General features: G+C 35.6%; 17 protein-coding genes. 16 read left to right on the plus strand and 1 reads right to left on the minus strand.

The features are described from left to right. Positions 1-167 precede the first annotated feature (167 nt). From ACIPK1_RS10720 to ACIPK1_RS10755, 8 genes are all read left to right on the plus strand, one after another. Entirely contained in the window at positions 168-437 is a 270-nt protein-coding gene (locus ACIPK1_RS10720) for an ImmA/IrrE family metallo-endopeptidase (RefSeq protein WP_400450913.1), read from the plus strand. Positions 438-825: 388 nt separating this feature from the next. After that, the gene (locus ACIPK1_RS10725; RefSeq protein ID WP_400450830.1) at positions 826-2484 is read left to right on the plus strand and encodes a nucleotide kinase domain-containing protein; all 1659 of its coding nucleotides are present in this window, start codon (positions 826-828) and stop codon (positions 2482-2484) included. Beyond that, the gene (locus ACIPK1_RS10730) at positions 2481-3491 is read left to right on the plus strand and encodes a thymidylate synthase (protein WP_400450832.1); all 1011 of its coding nucleotides are present in this window, start codon (positions 2481-2483) and stop codon (positions 3489-3491) included. The genes ACIPK1_RS10725 and ACIPK1_RS10730 overlap by 4 nt, the downstream gene beginning before the upstream one ends. Beyond that, positions 3481-3930 carry a TIR domain-containing protein gene (locus tag ACIPK1_RS10735; RefSeq protein WP_400450834.1) on the plus strand — a complete coding sequence of 150 codons (450 nt, stop codon included), beginning with the start codon at positions 3481-3483 and terminating at the stop codon, positions 3928-3930. Before ACIPK1_RS10730 ends, ACIPK1_RS10735 begins: the two co-directional genes overlap by 11 nt. A 17-nt stretch (positions 3931-3947) precedes the next feature. Next, complete coding sequence (locus ACIPK1_RS10740; protein ID WP_342081625.1) at positions 3948-4586, plus strand: hypothetical protein; 639 nt, start codon at positions 3948-3950, stop codon at positions 4584-4586. A gap of 917 nt (positions 4587-5503) precedes the next feature. Beyond that, complete coding sequence (locus ACIPK1_RS10745) at positions 5504-5977, plus strand: hypothetical protein (RefSeq protein ID WP_400450837.1); 474 nt, start codon at positions 5504-5506, stop codon at positions 5975-5977. Next, positions 5974-6609 (plus strand): hypothetical protein, encoded by a 636-nt coding sequence (locus ACIPK1_RS10750; protein ID WP_400450839.1) that lies wholly within the window; start codon positions 5974-5976, stop codon positions 6607-6609. Before ACIPK1_RS10745 ends, ACIPK1_RS10750 begins: the two co-directional genes overlap by 4 nt. Positions 6610-7013: 404 nt before the next feature. Beyond that, positions 7014-7952, plus strand: coding sequence for a hypothetical protein (locus tag ACIPK1_RS10755; protein WP_400450842.1), 939 nt, complete (start codon positions 7014-7016; stop codon positions 7950-7952). Between the two features lie 1129 nt (positions 7953-9081). Here the strand turns inward: ACIPK1_RS10755 and ACIPK1_RS10760 are convergent. Beyond that, complete coding sequence (locus ACIPK1_RS10760; RefSeq protein ID WP_086299077.1) at positions 9082-9390, minus strand: hypothetical protein; 309 nt, start codon at positions 9388-9390, stop codon at positions 9082-9084. Between the two features lie 893 nt (positions 9391-10283). Here ACIPK1_RS10760 and ACIPK1_RS10765 point away from each other — a divergent pair. The 8 genes from ACIPK1_RS10765 (at position 10284) to ACIPK1_RS10800 (ending at position 18700) form a co-directional block, all read left to right on the plus strand. Beyond that, entirely contained in the window at positions 10284-11978 is a 1695-nt protein-coding gene (locus ACIPK1_RS10765; RefSeq protein WP_101698830.1) for a DUF2075 domain-containing protein, read from the plus strand. After that, complete coding sequence (locus ACIPK1_RS10770; protein ID WP_034857870.1) at positions 11941-12276, plus strand: nucleotide pyrophosphohydrolase; 336 nt, start codon at positions 11941-11943, stop codon at positions 12274-12276. Before ACIPK1_RS10765 ends, ACIPK1_RS10770 begins: the two co-directional genes overlap by 38 nt. A 482-nt stretch (positions 12277-12758) precedes the next feature. Then, on the plus strand, positions 12759-13502 hold the full coding sequence (locus ACIPK1_RS10775) for a hypothetical protein (RefSeq protein ID WP_008377866.1): 744 nt from the start codon (positions 12759-12761) through the stop codon (positions 13500-13502). Positions 13503-14209: 707 nt separating this feature from the next. Next, positions 14210-15490, plus strand: coding sequence for a PTS cellobiose transporter subunit IIC (gene celB, locus ACIPK1_RS10780; protein WP_077453683.1), 1281 nt, complete (start codon positions 14210-14212; stop codon positions 15488-15490). Between the two features lies 1 nt (position 15491). Continuing rightward, complete coding sequence (locus ACIPK1_RS10785) at positions 15492-16391, plus strand: WecB/TagA/CpsF family glycosyltransferase (RefSeq protein ID WP_140966202.1); 900 nt, start codon at positions 15492-15494, stop codon at positions 16389-16391. Positions 16392-16569: 178 nt separating this feature from the next. Further along, positions 16570-17388 carry a MerR family transcriptional regulator gene (locus tag ACIPK1_RS10790; RefSeq protein ID WP_101698831.1) on the plus strand — a complete coding sequence of 273 codons (819 nt, stop codon included), beginning with the start codon at positions 16570-16572 and terminating at the stop codon, positions 17386-17388. An 86-nt stretch (positions 17389-17474) separates the two neighbouring features. Beyond that, positions 17475-17951 carry an SAM-dependent methyltransferase gene (locus tag ACIPK1_RS10795; RefSeq protein ID WP_101698832.1) on the plus strand — a complete coding sequence of 159 codons (477 nt, stop codon included), beginning with the start codon at positions 17475-17477 and terminating at the stop codon, positions 17949-17951. 167 nt (positions 17952-18118) lie between these two features. After that, a complete protein-coding gene (locus tag ACIPK1_RS10800) occupies positions 18119-18700 on the plus strand; it encodes a GNAT family N-acetyltransferase (protein WP_101698833.1) in 582 nt (193 codons plus the stop codon). Positions 18701-18882: the final 182 nt, after the last annotated feature.

Consider the following 18882-nt stretch of genomic DNA (forward strand, 5'->3'; position numbering starts at 1 on the left):
TCAGATTTAGATGATGTAGAGTCAATTACTTTGGAACTCCGTAAAAACTGGGGATTAGAGGATTCACCAATTGTCGATATTATGAGATTAATGGAAGAGAAAGGGTTTGTTATTTCGGTCGTAAAAATGATTATAATAAAGGCGATGCTTCAGGCGGAAGCGCCAATATAAATGATCGTGAAAACTATATTGTTATGATTGAAGGAGACGATTATTCATTCTATAGGGAACAATTTAGTTTAACTCATGAGCTAGGACATTGGATTTTAGATAAGGGGAACAACGATCCTGAAGAATTAGAAAAAGATGAGTACAAGGAAATGGAACAACGTGCGAATAACTTTGCTTCTTCATTTCTACTACCAAAAGATGCATTTATTAAAAGCGTTCAAGGGCTAGATTTAGCCAAAATTGAATCGTATCTAGGTTTGAAGTGAATATGGTTTGTCTCAATAGGTACATTAGTTATACGAGCTAAAGCACTAAAACTAATTTCTTCTGATGAGTTTGTAGTTTGTAAAGCTTCATAAATAAATTAATTATCGGAAATGGAGAAAAATTGAACCATATGACGATACTAAGCGAGCTATGCGACCAGTGGCATTAAAGCAATCACTGGATCGTTTAGTAGATAATGATATTATCAATCGAGATATTTAGGAAATATGGTGTTTTTTTGTCCAATGAGATTATCGAAAAATTTTATGGCCTAGAAAAAAATTATTTAGTAAACTCTGCTGGTGTTGGAGTGAAAATGGATTTGAAGTAAAATACTAGGCCTGACTATTAAAAAATGAAGTTAGTATTGAAGAAGGAGTAACTATTTTGAATGAAAATGGTGGTCAAATTTATATTTTTGAAGGAATTGACAACGTCGGTAAGTCAACAGTAATGGATAAAGTTTCAGAGAAGCTAGAGCTAAAGGGATATGATATTTCTAAATACAGTTTTCCTAGCAAAGAAGAGGGGACTTTAGGTAGCCTTGTCTACGATATACATCATGAACAAGGCAAGTATTTTAAAGAGGAGCTCAATCCTATCAGCTTACAAATTTTGCATATTGCTGCTCATATTGAGTTACTTCAAAAGAAACTTATTCCAGATTTGAAGAATGGAAAATTAATTTTATTGGATAGATTTTGGTGGTCGACCTTTTGCTATGGTGTAGTTTCTGGGATTGACAAAGAAGAATTAAATAACTTGTTAATTCCAGAGCTTAAATATTGGGAGAATATACACATAAACAAGGTATTCTATTTGGAGAGGAAGCCTTCTGAACAAGTTATTACCGATGAAAAGAAACGATTAATAGATGAATATAGAAAAATTGTTAGTAACTCCCAAGAATATTTGGTTCATAATATAAGTAATGATTCTACGATAATTCAGACTTCGAATAAAATCGTGAATGAGATTTTGAAAAATTGTAAAGGGTTACAGATGGATCTCTTTGGTGATATTGCTCCCAAAAAAAGTAAGACCATTAAAAAAATTCATACATCTTCTACTTTAATTAAATCACCAATCTACTCAGAATATTGGAAATTTACTGCAGAAAGGCAAAAAATTTTTTTTGCTCGATTTAACAATGAAAATTTTCCTTGGTCACAGGATTATATCTTGAGTAAATACAAATTTACCAACGTGTATAGAGCTTCAGATAGAGTAAGTCAGTATCTAATTAGAAATGTTATATACCAAACTGGACAGGCACATGATGAAGAGGATATTTTGTTTAGAATATTGCTATTTAAATTGTTCAATAAGATTGAAACTTGGGAAACTTTAGAAGGAAAATTAGGTAAAGTTTCATACAAAACATACTCATTTGACGTCTATAATAAAATCTTTCTGGATGAATTGAAACAAAATAAGAAAATATACTCCGCAGCATATATTATGCCATCGGGAGTTAGTTCTTTTAACCATTCTAAAAAACATCAAAATAACCTTAAATTATTAGAATATATGTTAAAGGATGATTTGTTAAATAAAGTCAAAGAATGTAATTCATTGGAAGAGTTGTATCATTTACTGTTAAACTACCCTACTTTGGGAAGCTTTCTTGCTTTTCAACTAGCAATTGATATAAATTATAGTCCAATTTGTGATTTTGATGAGATGTCTTTCGTGATAGCAGGACCGGGTGCCAAGAAAGGTATTGACAAGTGTTTCGAGTCTCGAGGTAATTATACCTATGAAGATGTCATTAAGTGGATGGCAGATAAACAGGAAAAAGAAATAAGTAGGTTAAACCTTGATTTTTCAAATTTATGGGGACGAAAATTACAATTGATTGATTGTCAGAATATATTTTGTGAAACTGATAAATATACTCGAGTGAAACATCCAGAATACAATCATGGGAAAAATACTCGTATTAAACAAATTTTTAGAGCTAGTAATAGAGAAAATATTGAATACTTTTTTCCACCTAAATGGGGGATTAATGAAAGTATAAAAAGGGAGAGGATGGATTGGTGAATTCTTATCAAGGGAAGACGGTAGATGATGTGTGGATTCAAGCAGAAAAAGAATTGAAAGAAACTCATAATAGTGTGAAAAGTCGTACTGGTGAGACAGCCGAACTTTTACATGTAATTATGCAAGTTGATAATCCGAAACAAAGATGGGTATCTAGTCGAGTACCTGCAATAAGCATTGGATTTGCTTTAGCAGAAGTGATTTGGATACTGGCTGGTAGCAATGATTCAGAGGTTATTAATTATTGGAATCCTGCGTTGAAACAGTACGCTGGTATGGGAGATACTTATTATGGAGCATATGGCGAAAGAATTAGAAAATCCTATGGTTTTGATCAGTTGAATAGTGCGTATGAGGCACTAAAAAATAATCCAGAAAACAGACAAACAGTGATTTCTATATGGAACCCTGATAGAGACTTCCCAGATTCTGATGGACAACCCAGGGCTGATGATATCCCGTGTAATGTCTGTTCCCTATTAAAGGTGAGAAATGGAAAGTTGGAGTGGACTCAGATTATGAGAAGCAATGATCTCTTACTTGGATTACCATATAATTTTGTTCAGTTTACAAGTATTCAAGAAATAATGGCTGGATGGTTAGGCTTGGAAATTGGATCATATTGTCACTTTAGTGATAGTTTACATTTGTATGATAGAGATAAAGAAAAAGTTGGTGCACAGATTCCTCTACATGTGAAAAATACAGATGACTTAAGAGTATCAAAAGAAAAATCAGATAAATTAATTTCACAAATTTTTGATAATATGAAACTTCTTACTCAAAAAAATCTAAGTAAGAAAAAGTTACTAGAACTTTCTGAGCTCAATCAACCAGAAGAAGGATACTGTAATATGATGCGCATTATAAGTTCGTATGTAGCTGATAAACTTGGATATAGTGAAATATGTGAGCATATTTTATCTAATTGCTCAAATGAATTGTTTGTAAAGCTTTGGGAAAATTGGAGCCAAGAAAAAAAGGAGATAAGAGAAGATGGGAAATAAAATTTTTGTAGCATATAGCAGAGAAGATAGAAAAGGTATCAATCAGTTGCCAAGGACTTTAGGCGTTGAACATACTTTTCGTAACAGTGATGAAGTCTATAGACTATTCTCTTCAAACGGTAATATTTCAGATCAAATGAAAAAAGTTATTGAAAAAAATGCAAAATGGTCTGATCTTGTTGTGGTATTAATAGGGAAAAATACTGCTGAAATTAAATGGATTGATTGGTGCATAGAAAAAGCAAGTATGTTAGGTAAAAAAGTTATTTTCATATACTTGGATGAAGCAGGTTCATTACCAGATAGCAGTAAGAATTTCGGATATGCTGCAGTTGGAATGGATAAAGCAGGAGAAGCTATTAACGGATCAACCCCTATTTGGGAAACTTCGACTGGAGAACCTTTTCCTAAATACAATATTGATAGATCAAGTTGCTAATATGAGGGGGGAAATGAATGAAATTATCGTATTATGTTGTAACCAGAGATTATGGATTCGCTCCAAATCCATTCCATGGTTTTTGTACTTTGGCTACGTGTAAGCCCACACTTAGGAAACATGCGAATGTTGGAGATTGGATAGTTGGCATGGGTTCTTCTAGAAAAGAAAGTATTTACAAAGGGAAAATGATATATGCTATGCAGGTTGAAGAAATATTGACTTTTGATGATTACTGGAACGATATTCGATTTCAAAATAAAAAACCAGTTATGAATGGAAGCACACAACTAAAGTACGGTGATAATATATACTATACTGATGAAAATGGTTATATAATTCAAGTCGATTCTCATCATAGTTTAGAAAATGGAAAGGAAAATCTTCTGAATTTGGAACGAGACACCCGAGGTGAAAAAGTTCTAATCTCAAAAAAATTTTGGTACTTTGGAAAAGATGCAATTGAGATTCCGGAATCATTAAGTACTTTAAAAAATGTTGGAAGAGGCTACCGAAATATACATGATCATAATAATCAAAAATTTATTGATAATTTTGTTGAATGGATATATAGTTTGGAAGGATATCAGTGGATAGGGCATCCTGAAAAATTTGAATCAGGATTTCATAGATATGATGGTCGAAGTAGTTTCTAATTCTTTTATAAAAAAACTAACACCCAAACTAGGACCAATCACGAAAAATTATCAGAATTTCATGGCATCGCTCAAAACAGCAGATGTTGATCTAATAACATTCAGAAGCTGTTAGAATTTGTAGAAGACACTATCCCTTTGCTGGAAGGTAGTGTGGGGTAACACCTATTATATGAGCTAGAACCCTTGATGTATAAGGATTCTAGCTTTTTTGTTTTGCCTTGATAGTAGAAATGACCAGCTTTTGATCAGCTTTTTTACTGATGAGCCATCATATCAGCAAACTCTTGACCAGTTTTCTTAGGGGCGCTGTTCGCAATATTTGTATAGATAGATTACGTTACTTTTCTAGTTATGTTGATGGGTCTATTCCAAATGATAGGCAAGCTATATCAGAAGCAATTGAACATCTGAAAGCAATTAGCCTATCTGTTCAGCAGAAGGTGGGAGAAGGAATTACAGTAAGCTTAAAAGAGCCGCTGGAAACGGAGTACACTTTTATTATAATTGATGGACAACCAACTCAAGCTAATGATATCTTTGGTAGGATGATACAAGGAATTGAATGAATAGGATAGAGAGCCTAACTCCGTTGTTATTTGACCGTAGTACTAAGGGTTACCCTTTAAGTGAGCTACAGTGCTCACTAGGGTACTTTTTTTGTAATTTGCAAAAGATTAATTAGTTTTGATACATGAAACGAAATGAAATAAAGCTTTATAAACATTGATATGCAAGGGTTTCTATATTTTATATGTAAATGAAACGAAAATTTTTTTTTGCTGAAAATCCTTGGAAAGTACTACATAGTTGTGGGAGTTATTGCAGATTAAACAGACCTATAAATGTTTCATATAGCTTCTATGTGGTTATCGTTGGCTAAAGAAGGATGATATAATAAGAAACGAGGTGATTGAATGGGAGATAAGATAGCTAAAAATGAAACTATACATGATTTAGAAGAAAGTATACAAGGAGCTAAAATTCTAAGCAGTATTTCCTCATTGTTTGGTATTAAAATTGATGAAGATTTTGATTTGCTAGAAAAATTGATATTAGAAATTAAAGAATTACCAGATAAGTTTAATGAAATATTTTCTTCTAGAGGATGGATTGCGCATGATTCTTTAGATGTTAAAGTAATGAAAGAGTGTGTGGAACAGGGAATAGATGGGGAAAGTCTTCTTATGAATTATTATGAAGGAAAACTAGAATGGCTAATTAACATATTATCTTATAGACCTATATTCAAAGAAAGAGCTGAGTTACTAAATTTGGCTAAAAAAGACTATTTTGAAGAAAGATATCATAGCTGTATCCCAATTGTATTAATGTTGGTTGATGGTATAGTAAATGACATTAAAACAACATACTACATGGTAGGGAATTGAAGTATAATAACAAGATAGTTGCTATTAAAACATTTGCCATTTTATTTTATGTGAATGACTGGATTCAGTCTTTAGAAAGTGAAGAAAAAAGAAGAGAAGAGTATTTAGAAGAGAAAAAGAAAAGTAAAGAAACAAGTTTTTTTGATATAGCTAGGAAATACACTGATCACAAAAAGAAGTTACGAAAAATGGATAAGCTACTTGAAGAATGGCAACCAAGAAAATTTGAAAATGGTTATGAGCACTTTACTATTAAAGATGGGACACCAGAAGCCAATGCTATTAAATTTTTAGAATGCATTAAGAAAGGAAACTTTGGTACACCAGTTAGTTTGTACTTTGAAAATATATTTGGAAAAGTTTCAGTGAAAGAAAAAGCTGGACTATTTAGAAAAGAATATGAGGATATCACATTGGATAGTTATTCTATAACTAAAATAGATGACAAAGGTGCGTCAGTGACTCATGTATATATTTCTATGGTTTATAGCCTTGATGGTGTATGCAAAAATAAAGAATTAGTTTTTAGGATGATATATGAAAAACAAGGAGAAGTTGAAAACAGGCTGATAGAGGGAGGAGAATGGAAAATAGTGAATATAGAAGGGATAATAGATCAATTGAAATCTTAGTACATTTTTTACATACTATATGTAGGGGGGATGATCTTTAATTTTTATGTTCAGAGGATTTGGTAGCGTTCTACAATTAATTTTTCGTATTCAATATATAGTTTGTTTACAATCTATATAAAAGAATGAGACACAATATATAGTGTTATAGATTTGACTGTATAAATACATTGTGATATTATCAAGTAATAGAAAAAAGGGCATAGATTGCAGTCTATCCCCGTGGTTGATATTAGTTAAACTAGTTGCAGACACAACACAAAAATTAATTACCTAACTAAAATGTTAACTCTTAGAAGTTTATCAAATGTTTTTGAAAATGTAAAGCTTTTTTGCTTAGAGTATCCAAGACTAGAATTAATTTCGACCTTTTCTATAAAATATTATAGATAGGGAATGATGTAATGGTAAAATTTAGCCAAGCTTTGTATTCAAAGGAGGGTGAATCAAGATTTATCGAAGTTAAAAGGATTCCGCATCAAAATAATTATGATGATTTCGTGAACCACTTGTTTTGTCCAGATGAAAATTGTGATGCGAAATTAATTTATGTTAGAACTCGTGAAGGCGGTTACTTGAAAAAACCACAAGGTTTTGAACATAAGGAAGAGTGTGATTATGCTGATGACTCAATTAGGGTTGTACCTGAAACTGTATATATTGAGATTAATGGAAATATATCAGATGATGGTATTTCTCGTAGAAATAAAAACATGGGTAAAAAGCTAAGAGATTTTTTAAATCCTCCAGAGGAAAAAAAAGTAGCCAAGTCAGATAAGAAAAAGACTACTAGGTCTAAAAAGGATTCAGATGATCCTAACTCCAAAGATGTCAAGACAGGGGTTAGAATAAAGTATGATCCCAATAGTATAGTAAGTAAAGAAGAATTAGATCAAAATGGTACAAAAACAAGAGAACCAGCGTTTATATCGGTTCTTCTTCACCAAATATCAGAGAGAGATTCCAATAAGAATCTGTCGACTGTTGGCTTAATTAAAAATGTAGTTCTTAACAAAGAACAATCATCTGCTTCTATACAAGTTGTGTTTGAAAATGTTAAAGCGACTATTTATCTACCACAAGCTTTTTTTAGTAATTCTATACGTGGACTATCTAAAGAACAACTTTTTGAATATGTTGAAATGTTGGGGAAATATATAAGGACAAATCCTGATAGTCTATATATAAACACCATGTGTCAGACTCATAAGATAGATATAGAAAATTTAGCTCTGTATGTGTATGACCCAGACTTTCCAAGTTTTATACTTGCTTCTAATACTAATAGAGAATTTAGAAGTTTAAGTGTGTTGGCTTCTATGATATCTACAAATGCAATTTAAACGAAATTTAATTGTGAGGAGAGAGGCTTTAATGTTTCTCTTCTTTGTTTCAATAATATGCCTTAAATTGGCAAATATATAAATACTTATGTATAAATGGGAAAACATTTCTGCTTGACAACGATATGAGACTTCTGAAAGCTTGAGAAGAGCATGTTACATTTTTGTTCAGGTAATGGTTACTATTATAAATAAACATTTAAAATAGCAAGAAAAATGTAACTGATTTTATTGAAGAAAACTGCGAATAAAAAAGTTGAATTCTTTAACAAAACAGCTTTTTAAATTGCTCCCAATAACATATACAAAATTGACCAGATTTTGACCATCTTAATTTGACAATCAATGATAAATATTGAGTCTCTAAACTACTATAAGAACTCTTAAAAACTTGGTTTTATAGTTAATGACACTGGTTGAGAAGCCGTTTCCTATATGGAAGGGTCTGTGGGGTAATAGGTGTATACCACTACTTTCAGAGCTCTGTTGACTTGACTAGTATCTTACTGTTTTCCATTAAATAATGAAAAAGGAGTACTCTAAGGAGTGCTCCTTTTTGTATCTTCTTTAGGCTTATTGTTATTAAATTCCTTCAAGAAAAAGGTAGTAATGTCCAACCTACAAAATATAGATTGAACATTACTACCTTTTTCTTAGAGTTTTATCAATTAATAGTTTTCCGAGTTCATATATTGCTGTTAAAACTGCGATACAAAAAAGTAGTGCAGTATATTGTACAAGAAAAACTATGTTGAACCATAGCCCATAGACCATTGGGAAAACGACTAAAAGACAAACATATAATTCTATTTTTCGTCTTTTTCTTATTTGGAACCATCTTTCGTCTGTCAAAACTAAAACCCCTTTAAGTTAAATTAAAACCGTTAGCCCGTATTCGATCATTGAATTTTTTGGTCAAGCAAGTGATGCCCTCAGCTAAGTATAAGAATAATTGAGAGCTACCAAATAAATATTACCTTATTATCTATATTGGAATAATTTTATCGCAAAAGAATAAATTTAGAATATTCGGACTGTTTTCTCGTCCCAAAATAAGTTGACAATCCGACGAAAAAACTGATTGATAACGGTATCAATCAGTAAGGGCGAAAAACGATCGAGGATAGTATTACTTAGCATCGTTTTCTTTAAAGTAGTCATCAATGTACGCCTTAATTTTTTCAAAGTCTTTAGTCAGAAAAAATTTTGAAGGAACTTTTATGATAGGGAGGTTATTTTCATTATCAAAAGGAGCGAATGGCTCAGGAAGGACTAAGTAATCAACAGTATCTTTATCTCTCAGATAATTGATTGAAACGTCGTAATACGGTGAAAAATAGTCTTTGAGGCTTGTGTCTCTTTGATAAAGAACACCTGGAGTTAATGGTGTGTAAGATAACCCGTTGCTCAACACTAAGACAAAACAAATTCTTTTCATAAAAAATCACCTTTCTTTTCGATTAGATACTAGCATTATTTCAACAGCGAAGGGTTCGTTATTCATCTGGTAAATCCATTTTAATAGACAAATGGATAAAAAAGTAGTGAGTAATAGAAAAATGATTCAGTTGTTGGGTAAAAGGGAACTAGCAATCACAAATTGTTCCTTTACTTTAAAAAACAAGAGATAAAAAAATACCAAGAACAATTATGATTAAGATTTCTAATGCTCTTTCCAGAAACAAATTGTTGCTTTTTAAAAATATTGTTTTCTTTTTATAAGGAAACCAAAATGACTGGTTTGCGTAGTCTGGCGGGTACACGAGATCTAAAATACCACTGATAAACAGTAATGGAATTGCTTCGAAAATATTGTCATGGACGGCTAAATAAATATAGTATGTTAACAAAGAAATTTGAGCGATCCGCAGATATCTTAGGCTGGTAACTGTATGGTCCATCAAATCATCCTTTCGTAAATGATTATCTCATATTGAATGATTTGGTCAAATTAAAATTATAAAATATTTATTTATTTTCAGATTGCAAAATAAATTCTTTTGATTTAATAAACAATTTATAAATATCCTAAACAGAGGATATTTGGTGAATTGTCAAAGGGGATTTTCAGCTATTTATTTTAGAACGTCTTAGAGAGTTTTCGTTTGAAAAGAGTTTCAGGATAATAAGTTAGTCTATTAAATCAGTAGCAAAGTATGCACGTTGGACGAAATTAGTAGATTAATCAATAGCGATTTTTTTAGATAATGGTTATTTTGCTAAAACAAAAAATTACCAATTTTGTCTTTAATGCTTTAAGAGCAAAATATGCAGTGATATACTAAAATAAATAAACTTAATGGAATAGACACTAAACGGAGACTTTAAAAAATGACCAACCAACTAATCATAGAAGATCATCATTTCAAGAAAGGTGAGCTATCTAGCATAACGACGGCATATATCGATCAGTACCCAGTCGTTTACATACTCTACAACCGAAATGAAAAGAAAAGGCCTGTTGCGTACATTGGTCAAACGGTTCAAGTGAACAAACGATTGAAGCAGCACTTGAATAACTCTAAGCGCAGAGAAATTAAAGAAGTCTTGCTGATTGGACATGAAAAATTCAATCAATCAGCGACCTACAATATCGAAACCAATTTGATCAATCACTTCATTGGGGATGAGCAGTTTCAGTTACAAAATGTCAGTCAAACAAGACAGGTGCAGATGCATCAGTATTATGAAAAAGAGTATTATGATGAAGTGGTCTTCCAAGAGTTATGGGAAGAATTGCAAAGGCGTCAATTGGCGAAGCACTCAATCGATACGATTCGCAACAAAGATGTATATAAATTATCCCCTTTTAAAGAACTGACGCCAGAACAGTTAGATATAAAACTTGAAATCATTGAGTACTGTAAACAAGCGATTCAGCAGGATGAGACACAAAAAGTCTTGATGATCGAAGGAGAAGCTGGAACGGGAAAGAGCGTCCTTTTGGCATCTCTCTATAACACCCTTCAAGACTATACAAAGTCAGAGCCTGTATTAAAAGGCACCGATAACTATTTGTTGGTCAACCATTCAGAAATGTTAAAAACCTATCATACAATGGCAGAAAGTTTGCCAAATTTAAAAAAGAATCATATGTTAAAGCCAACTTCCTTTATTAATAAAACAGATAATCAGAAGTTGCACCCAGACATCGTTATTGTGGATGAGGCCCATTTGCTTTTAACGAAGAAAGACAGCTATAACAGTTTTCACTATGAAAACCAACTAGAAGAGATTATTAAGCGAGCAAAAATCACGATTTGTATCTTTGATCCGAAGCAAGTATTGAAAATCAAAAGTTATTGGGATCAGGACAAATTGGATCAGTTTCAGAAAAGGTACAATGCTTCTCTCTTTAAGCTAAAAGATCAATTAAGAATGAAAAGTAGTCCACAAATAATTCAATGGATCGATGATATCGTAGAAAAACGTGTAACATCGATTCCAGAATCAACAGCATCTTTTGAGCTTCAGATTATGGAAACCCATGATGCGTTGAAGAATAAAATCTTTTCTCTCGATAAAAAGGAAGGTCTGTCACGGATCATCTCAACATTCGATTATGTTCATAAGAAAGACGGAGCTTCTTATCTTGTAGATCCTGGTGGGATCAACCTGCCTTGGAATACGACCGATACGAAGCGAACATGGGCGGAGCGACCAGATACAATCAGTGAAGTCGGTTCAATCTACACCGTCCAAGGGTTTGATTTAAACAATGTAGGAGTCGTCATTGGCCCTTCCATTGATTACGATCCAGAGACCGACCAGCTTGTCATCGATATCGATAAATATGAGGACAAAGGGGCGTTTACGGGACGTGACGATATGAACCAAGAATTGACGAAGAAAGCCAAAGAAACGATCATCCTTAATTCATTGAATGTATTAATGAAACGAGCAATCAAAGGGCTTTACATCTATGCAATCAATCCCAATCTGCGCCAAAAACTCTTAACCCTACAAAACGAAAGGAGCCAGGCCTACCATGCAAAACCAACCCTCTTCAATGGAACGGATCAATAAATTCCGAGATGATCGCAATTGGCGACAATTTCATAATGAAAAAGATCTAGCTATTTCTATCTCCATCGAAGCCGCCGAATTGTTGGAGATTTTTCAATGGAAAACACCTAAAGAAGCCACTCAAGATTTCGAACATCTAAAAGAAGAAATTGCCGATGTTCTGATTTATTCTTATATGCTGGCAGACAATTTGGGTCTTGATATTGATGAGATCATCAAAGAAAAGCTGGAAAAAAACAACATGAAGTATCCGGTGAAAGAAAGTAAAGATTCGAAAAAGAAGTATAATGAATTGTAACAAAAAAGAAGCAAGGACGCTGCAAGTTCTTGCTTCTTTTTTTGATGGGATAGGAGCAACAATGGCTTTCTGAATTCATCAGTGATTGGTTACGAACGTCAAAAATCTGACATAATTGAGAAAGTTGAAGATAACTTCAAATTGGTTACAATTTTTCGGAAATTTGAAGTTAACTTCAAATAAGCCCAATTTTTATAAAAAACGAAGTTAGACCTACTGTCTGCAAGAACAAAAACAAGATTATCCTTTCCTAAAAATGAAGGCAAGGTCATCGGTAAAAAATCGGCAATAATGAAGGTCGTTTTCTATCAAAAATATTTCTCCCCAAAAACCTAAAAAACCTATTGCCCCCCAAGCCCACTTACTGTATAGTAAACAAGAATATTTCATGAAAATAACCAAAAATAACTAATTAAAAAGACTTTGTTATTGAAAATTGCGATTAAACGATGCTGTAAACGGAATGTAAGAAGGAGAAAACAATGACGTATTTAACAAACAATTTTGTGAATTGCATGATCACTTTAGGGTTTATCTTCATCCATCTATTTTCAAATGTTATCTCATCCAGAAAACTAAACGTGCAATACATGAGCTCCTTTGCCGCTGGGGTAGGAATCTCCTATGCGATCGTTCATCTATTGCCCCATTTGGCGTATTTTCAAACGGTGTTGATTGATGAATTTGGCTGGGACTCGGGGATTTTTTATAGTCATGGGGTCTATGGCATCGTTTTGTTTGGCTTAGTCTTCAGTTACGTGATCTACAAAATCGATGAGCGGACGTTTATGGTGTTAGAAAAGAAAGACATCACCAGTGCCAAAAACGCCTTTTTTTGGTCGGATATCGCTTTTCATGTGATCTACAATATCATGATCGGCTATATCGTGATTGCCAATACGCTATCAGAGCGTTTTTACATTTTGACCTACTTTATTGCTTTTGGTTTGCATTTTCTCATGAACGATTGGCTGCTCTATCACCATCATGGTGCCCTTTATAACAAATATGGCCGCTTTGTGCTTTCCTTTAGTATTTTCGCGGGAGCGGCGTTCTCCCTCTTTGTTTCATTGCCCTACTATTTGGTGGTCATCATTGAAGCCTTGATCACCGGCGCTTTGCTGGTGAATATCATCAAATTTGAGTTACCTAATGAAGGCGAAGGCAGTATTCGTGGGCTATTGGTAGGCACGATCTGCTCTGGAATTTTATTTGTATTTGTCTAGCGCGAAAAGGAGGACTGAATCATGGATGATTCGGTCCTCCTTTTTTGATAAATACGCAAAGCAATTACTATTTTCTATTTCAATCGAACAAATCACAATAGTTTTTTATTTTTTTGACCATTATTTACAATTTTGTTGCAATGTTCGCTTGCTTTTCCCAAAGACATTCTATAGAATGTAAGCGAATAGAAACCAAAAAAATAGGCACCTCGTAATTCTGTTGGCGCAGATTTACGAGGCCCTGATCAGTCACACCCTTAAGACAGTTGACCAATCAAGTTGCCATAGTTGATCGCCAAAGGCATCAACGTGTTTATTGTACCCGATTTCCTTGTCGATTTCTAGTAGATTCAGGCAGGTTTTTGGGCAAAAACCGTGGGATGCTGGACGCTTATTTTGCTATGCCAAAGGCATTGGACAATCTTGTCCAATGCCTTTTTTGTCGTTTGAAACGGTTCATGCGCAGGATCGTTTGCGGCAAATAAAAGGTGTGAAGATCAGTTGAGGACAGTTGCAGGGAAAATAGGCAGTCATAGTTGAGAAATCCAATGCCTTGCTTTCTTACTGTATTCATAGCAATAGCGTTTTGGCGATCAGGACTTCAATCCTAGGTTCTTGAAGGTGGCAAGCCTTGGTTTCTATTCACACTTCGAAAAGATACCTGAACGCACTCTTTCAGCGATCTTTTAAGTTTAAGGAGGAAGCTTATGAAGGATTCGTTAAAGAAATTTATGGAAGAAAAGATGCTACCATGGGGAATGAAAATTGGCGGTGAAAAGCATCTAGTTGCTATCCGTGATGGACTTGTCACCACGATGCCTTTGATTATTATCGGTTCTATTTTTGTTATTTTATCCAACGTTCCATGGGAAGGCTTTAACCTATTTGTTACTAGTATTTTTGGCGGGGAATGGCGCAGCAAATTAGACTTTGTCGTCCAAGTGACCTTTGGTGTGATGGCGCTGTTCAATTCCTTTGCTATTGCGTATAGTTTAGCAACCACATACCGCGTCAGCGGTTTATCTGCCGGTGTATTGGCAGCGTCGGTTTTTCTTTTAGTCACTCCGATTGAAGACGGCGGCATTCAAATGTCTTATCTTGGTAGCCGCGGGCTGATCGTAGCAATCATCACCAGTTTGATCACGGCGGAGATTTTCCGATTATTCGTACAAAAGAATATCGTGATTCGCATGCCAGAAAACGTTCCCCCGGCGGTCAGTCGCTCCTTTATTGCATTGATCCCCTCATTCTTTTGCCTCTCGCTTTTCTGGGTGATTCGTTTATTAGTGGAATCATTCGGCAACACGAATGTTCATGATCTGCTGTACAGCCTTGTGGGACAACCTTTATCGATCATTGGCGGAGGCTTTATAGGTGGTCTATTTGCCATTATGTTTACGTCATTGTTTTGGTCAGTGGGCATCCACGGTTGGGACTTGGTCTTGAGCGTCCTGCAGCCGACATGGATTCAAATGATCGATGAAAATCGGATCGCTTTTCAAAACGGCGAAACGATTCCGCATATCATCAATTATACCTTTATGAATACCTTTGTCTGGATTGGTGGGAGTGGCGTGATTTTGGGCTTGGCGATCTTACTCTTAGTCAGAAGTAAAAGCAAGTATTTAAAAGAGTTGGGGAAACTCGGATTTCCATCAACGGTTTTTAATGTCAATGAACCCATCATGTTTGGGTTGCCCGTTGTCATGAATCCATTGATTTTGTTCCCATATATTCTGACGCCGGTCGTTTGCTATATTATCTCTTATACGACAGTTGCCATGGGGATCGTCCGACCTGCCGTCGTTTTGGTGCCCTGGTCGATGCCGCCAATCATCGGCGGTTATCTAGCTACAGGCGGACATATTTCGGGGGCAATCTTACAGCTGGTGAATCTGACGGTTTCTATCGCCATCTATTATCCATTCTTCAAAATGCTGGATAATCGGACATTAGCCAGTGAACTCGGTTCAGAAAGTGGGGCGTAAAATGAAGACAAAACGATTATTGAATTGCACGGCAGCTGATTTTAAATCATTTGATAAAGACCAGCTATTGGAAAGTATCCGAGGAAGTGCGGGACGGACGATCGTAGCAGAAAATGATGTCCAAATCGATCCGATGTCTAGAGGAATCACCAATGCTGAATTCGTCGCTGCATTTGGGGCGGATTTGATTTTGCTGAACCTATTTGATTGCGAAAACGGCACTATCAAAGGATTACCGACAACTGATGACCCCATTCGCTTTTTGCAATGCTTGACGGGGCGGCCTGTTGGGGTCAATCTTGAGCCTGTCGACGATTGTGCGGAGCAGATGGAACAGTTGACAACTATCGCTACAGGGCGTTTGGCAACAAAGAAAAACATGGCTCGTGCAGAAGCACTTGGATTTGATTTTATCTGTCTGACAGGAAATCCTTCCACTGGCGTTTCAAATAAAGAGATCACAGCGGCAATCAAACAAGCAAGAGCCGTTTTCTCTGGGATCATTATTGCTGGAAAAATGCACGGAGCTGGTGTCAATGAACCTGTGTTGGATGAAGAAATTGCGTCTGCATTCATTCAAGCTGGAGCCGATGTTATTCTTGTACCCATTGCGGGCACGATTCCTGGGCTGAGTGAACAACACATGAGTGATCTAGTGGCCTTTATCCACCAAAAAGGGAAGTTGGTCATGGGCACCATTGGCACTACACAGGAAGGTGCAGATACAGGTACGATCCGTGCCTTGGCATTGACTAGCAAACGTGCCGGCTGCGACCTTCATCATATCGGAGATGCAGGTTTTTCTGGGACCGCTGATCCCGAGAACATCTTGCAACTATCCATCGCCGTCAGAGGCAAGCGCCATACCTATCACCGGATGGCCGTCTCAGTGAATCGATAGGTGGAACAAATGGGCACATGCCTATGAAAGGCAAGAATTGTTAGAAGAATTTTTCGTTGAATGTTGAATAATGAAGCAAGACCGAAACAGAGAGTGAGTTCTTTGTTTCGGTTTTTTTATAGTGAGTAGCATTGAAGTGTGGATAAAGTGTTTTATAATACATCTATCGGAGGTGCATATGTTTAAGATAGGTGAATTTTCAAAGCTCTCTCAAGTGAGTATCAGAATGTTACGTTACTATGATGAGATGGGCCTATTAAAGCCCAATAGGATTGATACGTTTACTGGTTATCGACTATATTCGGCTGCTCAATTGCCTGAACTCAATAAAATACTCTATTTGCGTGATAGCGGCTTTAGTGTAGCAGAAATTGCGGTGTTGCTGAAAAACAAAGAGCAGGACTTCCTTGCAGAACAATTAGAAAGAAAAGGAGATGAGATTAAGACGACTATTGAAGCGGAAAAACAAAAATTAATCAAACTAGAAGTGGCTAAATTAGAATTGACGAAGAAACGAATAGAGCGCCATTATCAGGTTACAATGAAAGCAGTCCCGAGTTATCATGTGCTCTCCCTTCGCAAAGTCATACCAAATTATTTTGCTGAAGCGGAACTGTGGAGAGAACTAGCCACTTTTATGGAAAATCAGAAAATAAAGAATTTTGGACAATCATTTTCGATTTATCACGACCAAGAGTTTAAAGAAAAAAATGTCGATGTTGAATTGTGTGTGCAAGTGAAAGCAGGCCTGCAGGTAGATTCCAAAGTATTTTCCAGCTACGAAACGGAGGCAGTGCCAATTATGGCGTGCACGATGGTGTACGGTGCATTCTCCAACATAGCCAACGTCTATTTGTCCTTGGCTGAGTGGCTACAAGAACATCCTTATTACCAAATGGACGGACCAGACAGGCAAATCGTGCATCGCGGTCCTTGGAATGAGCAGGAAGAACGTAATTATTTGACTGAAATACAAATACCGCTCATAAAACGTTGAGTAGCAGATTTTTTCTGTTTTTTCTTGACTCTCACACTGTGTCAGGCACTATTCTGAGAGCACAAAGAGGAAATGGAGGAAAGAAAATGACAGAATATAAACTACAACCGATCGGGATCATTCAAAACAATGAGGACGGATGCTTGCTCAAGCTTAAGAAAGAATATATTCCAGCTTTAGCAGGGATTGAAGGATTTAGTCACCTTCAATTAGTATGGTGGTTCAGTGATTTTGCGGATGCAAAGTATCGAATGATTTTGGATGCTGAGCAACCCTATAAACATGCGCCTGAAAAAATGGGGATTTTTGCTACGAGATCACCCATCCGACCAAATCCAATTGCATTAAGTGTTGTTCAAGTATTATCAGTCGATGTTGAGAAAGGAATTCTTTCTATTCCTTATATTGATGCAAACGACCAAACGCCACTAATAGATATCAAACCGTACACACCAAGTTTGGATCGAGTAGAAGTGCCCAGAGTTCCTTCCTGGTGCCATCATTGGCCGAACAGTTTAGAAGAATCTGCTGATTTTAATTGGGAAAATGAATTTAATTTTTAGAGGATGAAAAAAATAGAGGAATCAATCGGAAGATTGTTGGCGCAACAATGAAAATTTAAGCAATGTCGATGTTCGATTCAAGTAAAGAAAAAACGCGGTTTGTTTTTAAGGGACATCCTCCGCTATAATTGGGGGGAACATTAGGAAGAGCGAAAGGAGTACACCACATGCTAACAGGCAACAAAGTCACTTTAATCCCTGCGGAAATCAAAGATAAAGAAGCGGTCTATCAATGGTGTTTTCACTCTGAAACCACAAAATATCATTCCGGACCACCTTCTTATCCTAATGCACCGATCGCCATTGAAGCAGAGTTTTTTGAGGACTATCAAGAGTATTACTTTACTGGTGCTCAACCGCAAAATGGCAGAGGCTTTTTGATTCTACATGCAGGTGAACCGATTGGCTTTATTAGCTACTCCTCGTTTCATCTAAAAGACGGCATAGCAGAACTGGATATCTGGTTGAACCGGGAAATTCATTGCGGCAAAGGATTTGGCACCGATGCGATCGTCACCCTCGGTGATCATTTACATGAAACATTCGGCATTCAAAAATTGATGATGCGGCCATCGAGAAAAAATATTGCTGCAGTCAAATCTTACGAAAAGGCTGGTTTTACGCAATCTTCCCAAGACCTTGCTGACTATTTGTTGGAAGAGTATCTTACTTTATATGCCGAAGGGGATTACGGGGCAGAAGAAACGGTAACATTAATCAAAACGTTTCCGTCAACTGCATTGAGTTGATCTATAATAGTCGGCTTTAAACGGTTAAAGGTTATTTCATGAAAACAGTCCATTTCACTTTGCAAGCAAGGGGAAATGGACTGTTTTTTTACCTTTTAGCAATTTAAGGTCATTCAAAATACTCGTTCTTCGCTCTGGCTTCTAACTTCGTTCGCACGCTAAATTCCTTCCTATGCAACAGT

Source organism: Enterococcus sp. NPDC086594 (assembly GCF_044746145.1).
Lineage (GTDB): Bacteria > Bacillota > Bacilli > Lactobacillales > Enterococcaceae > Enterococcus_D > Enterococcus_D entomosocium.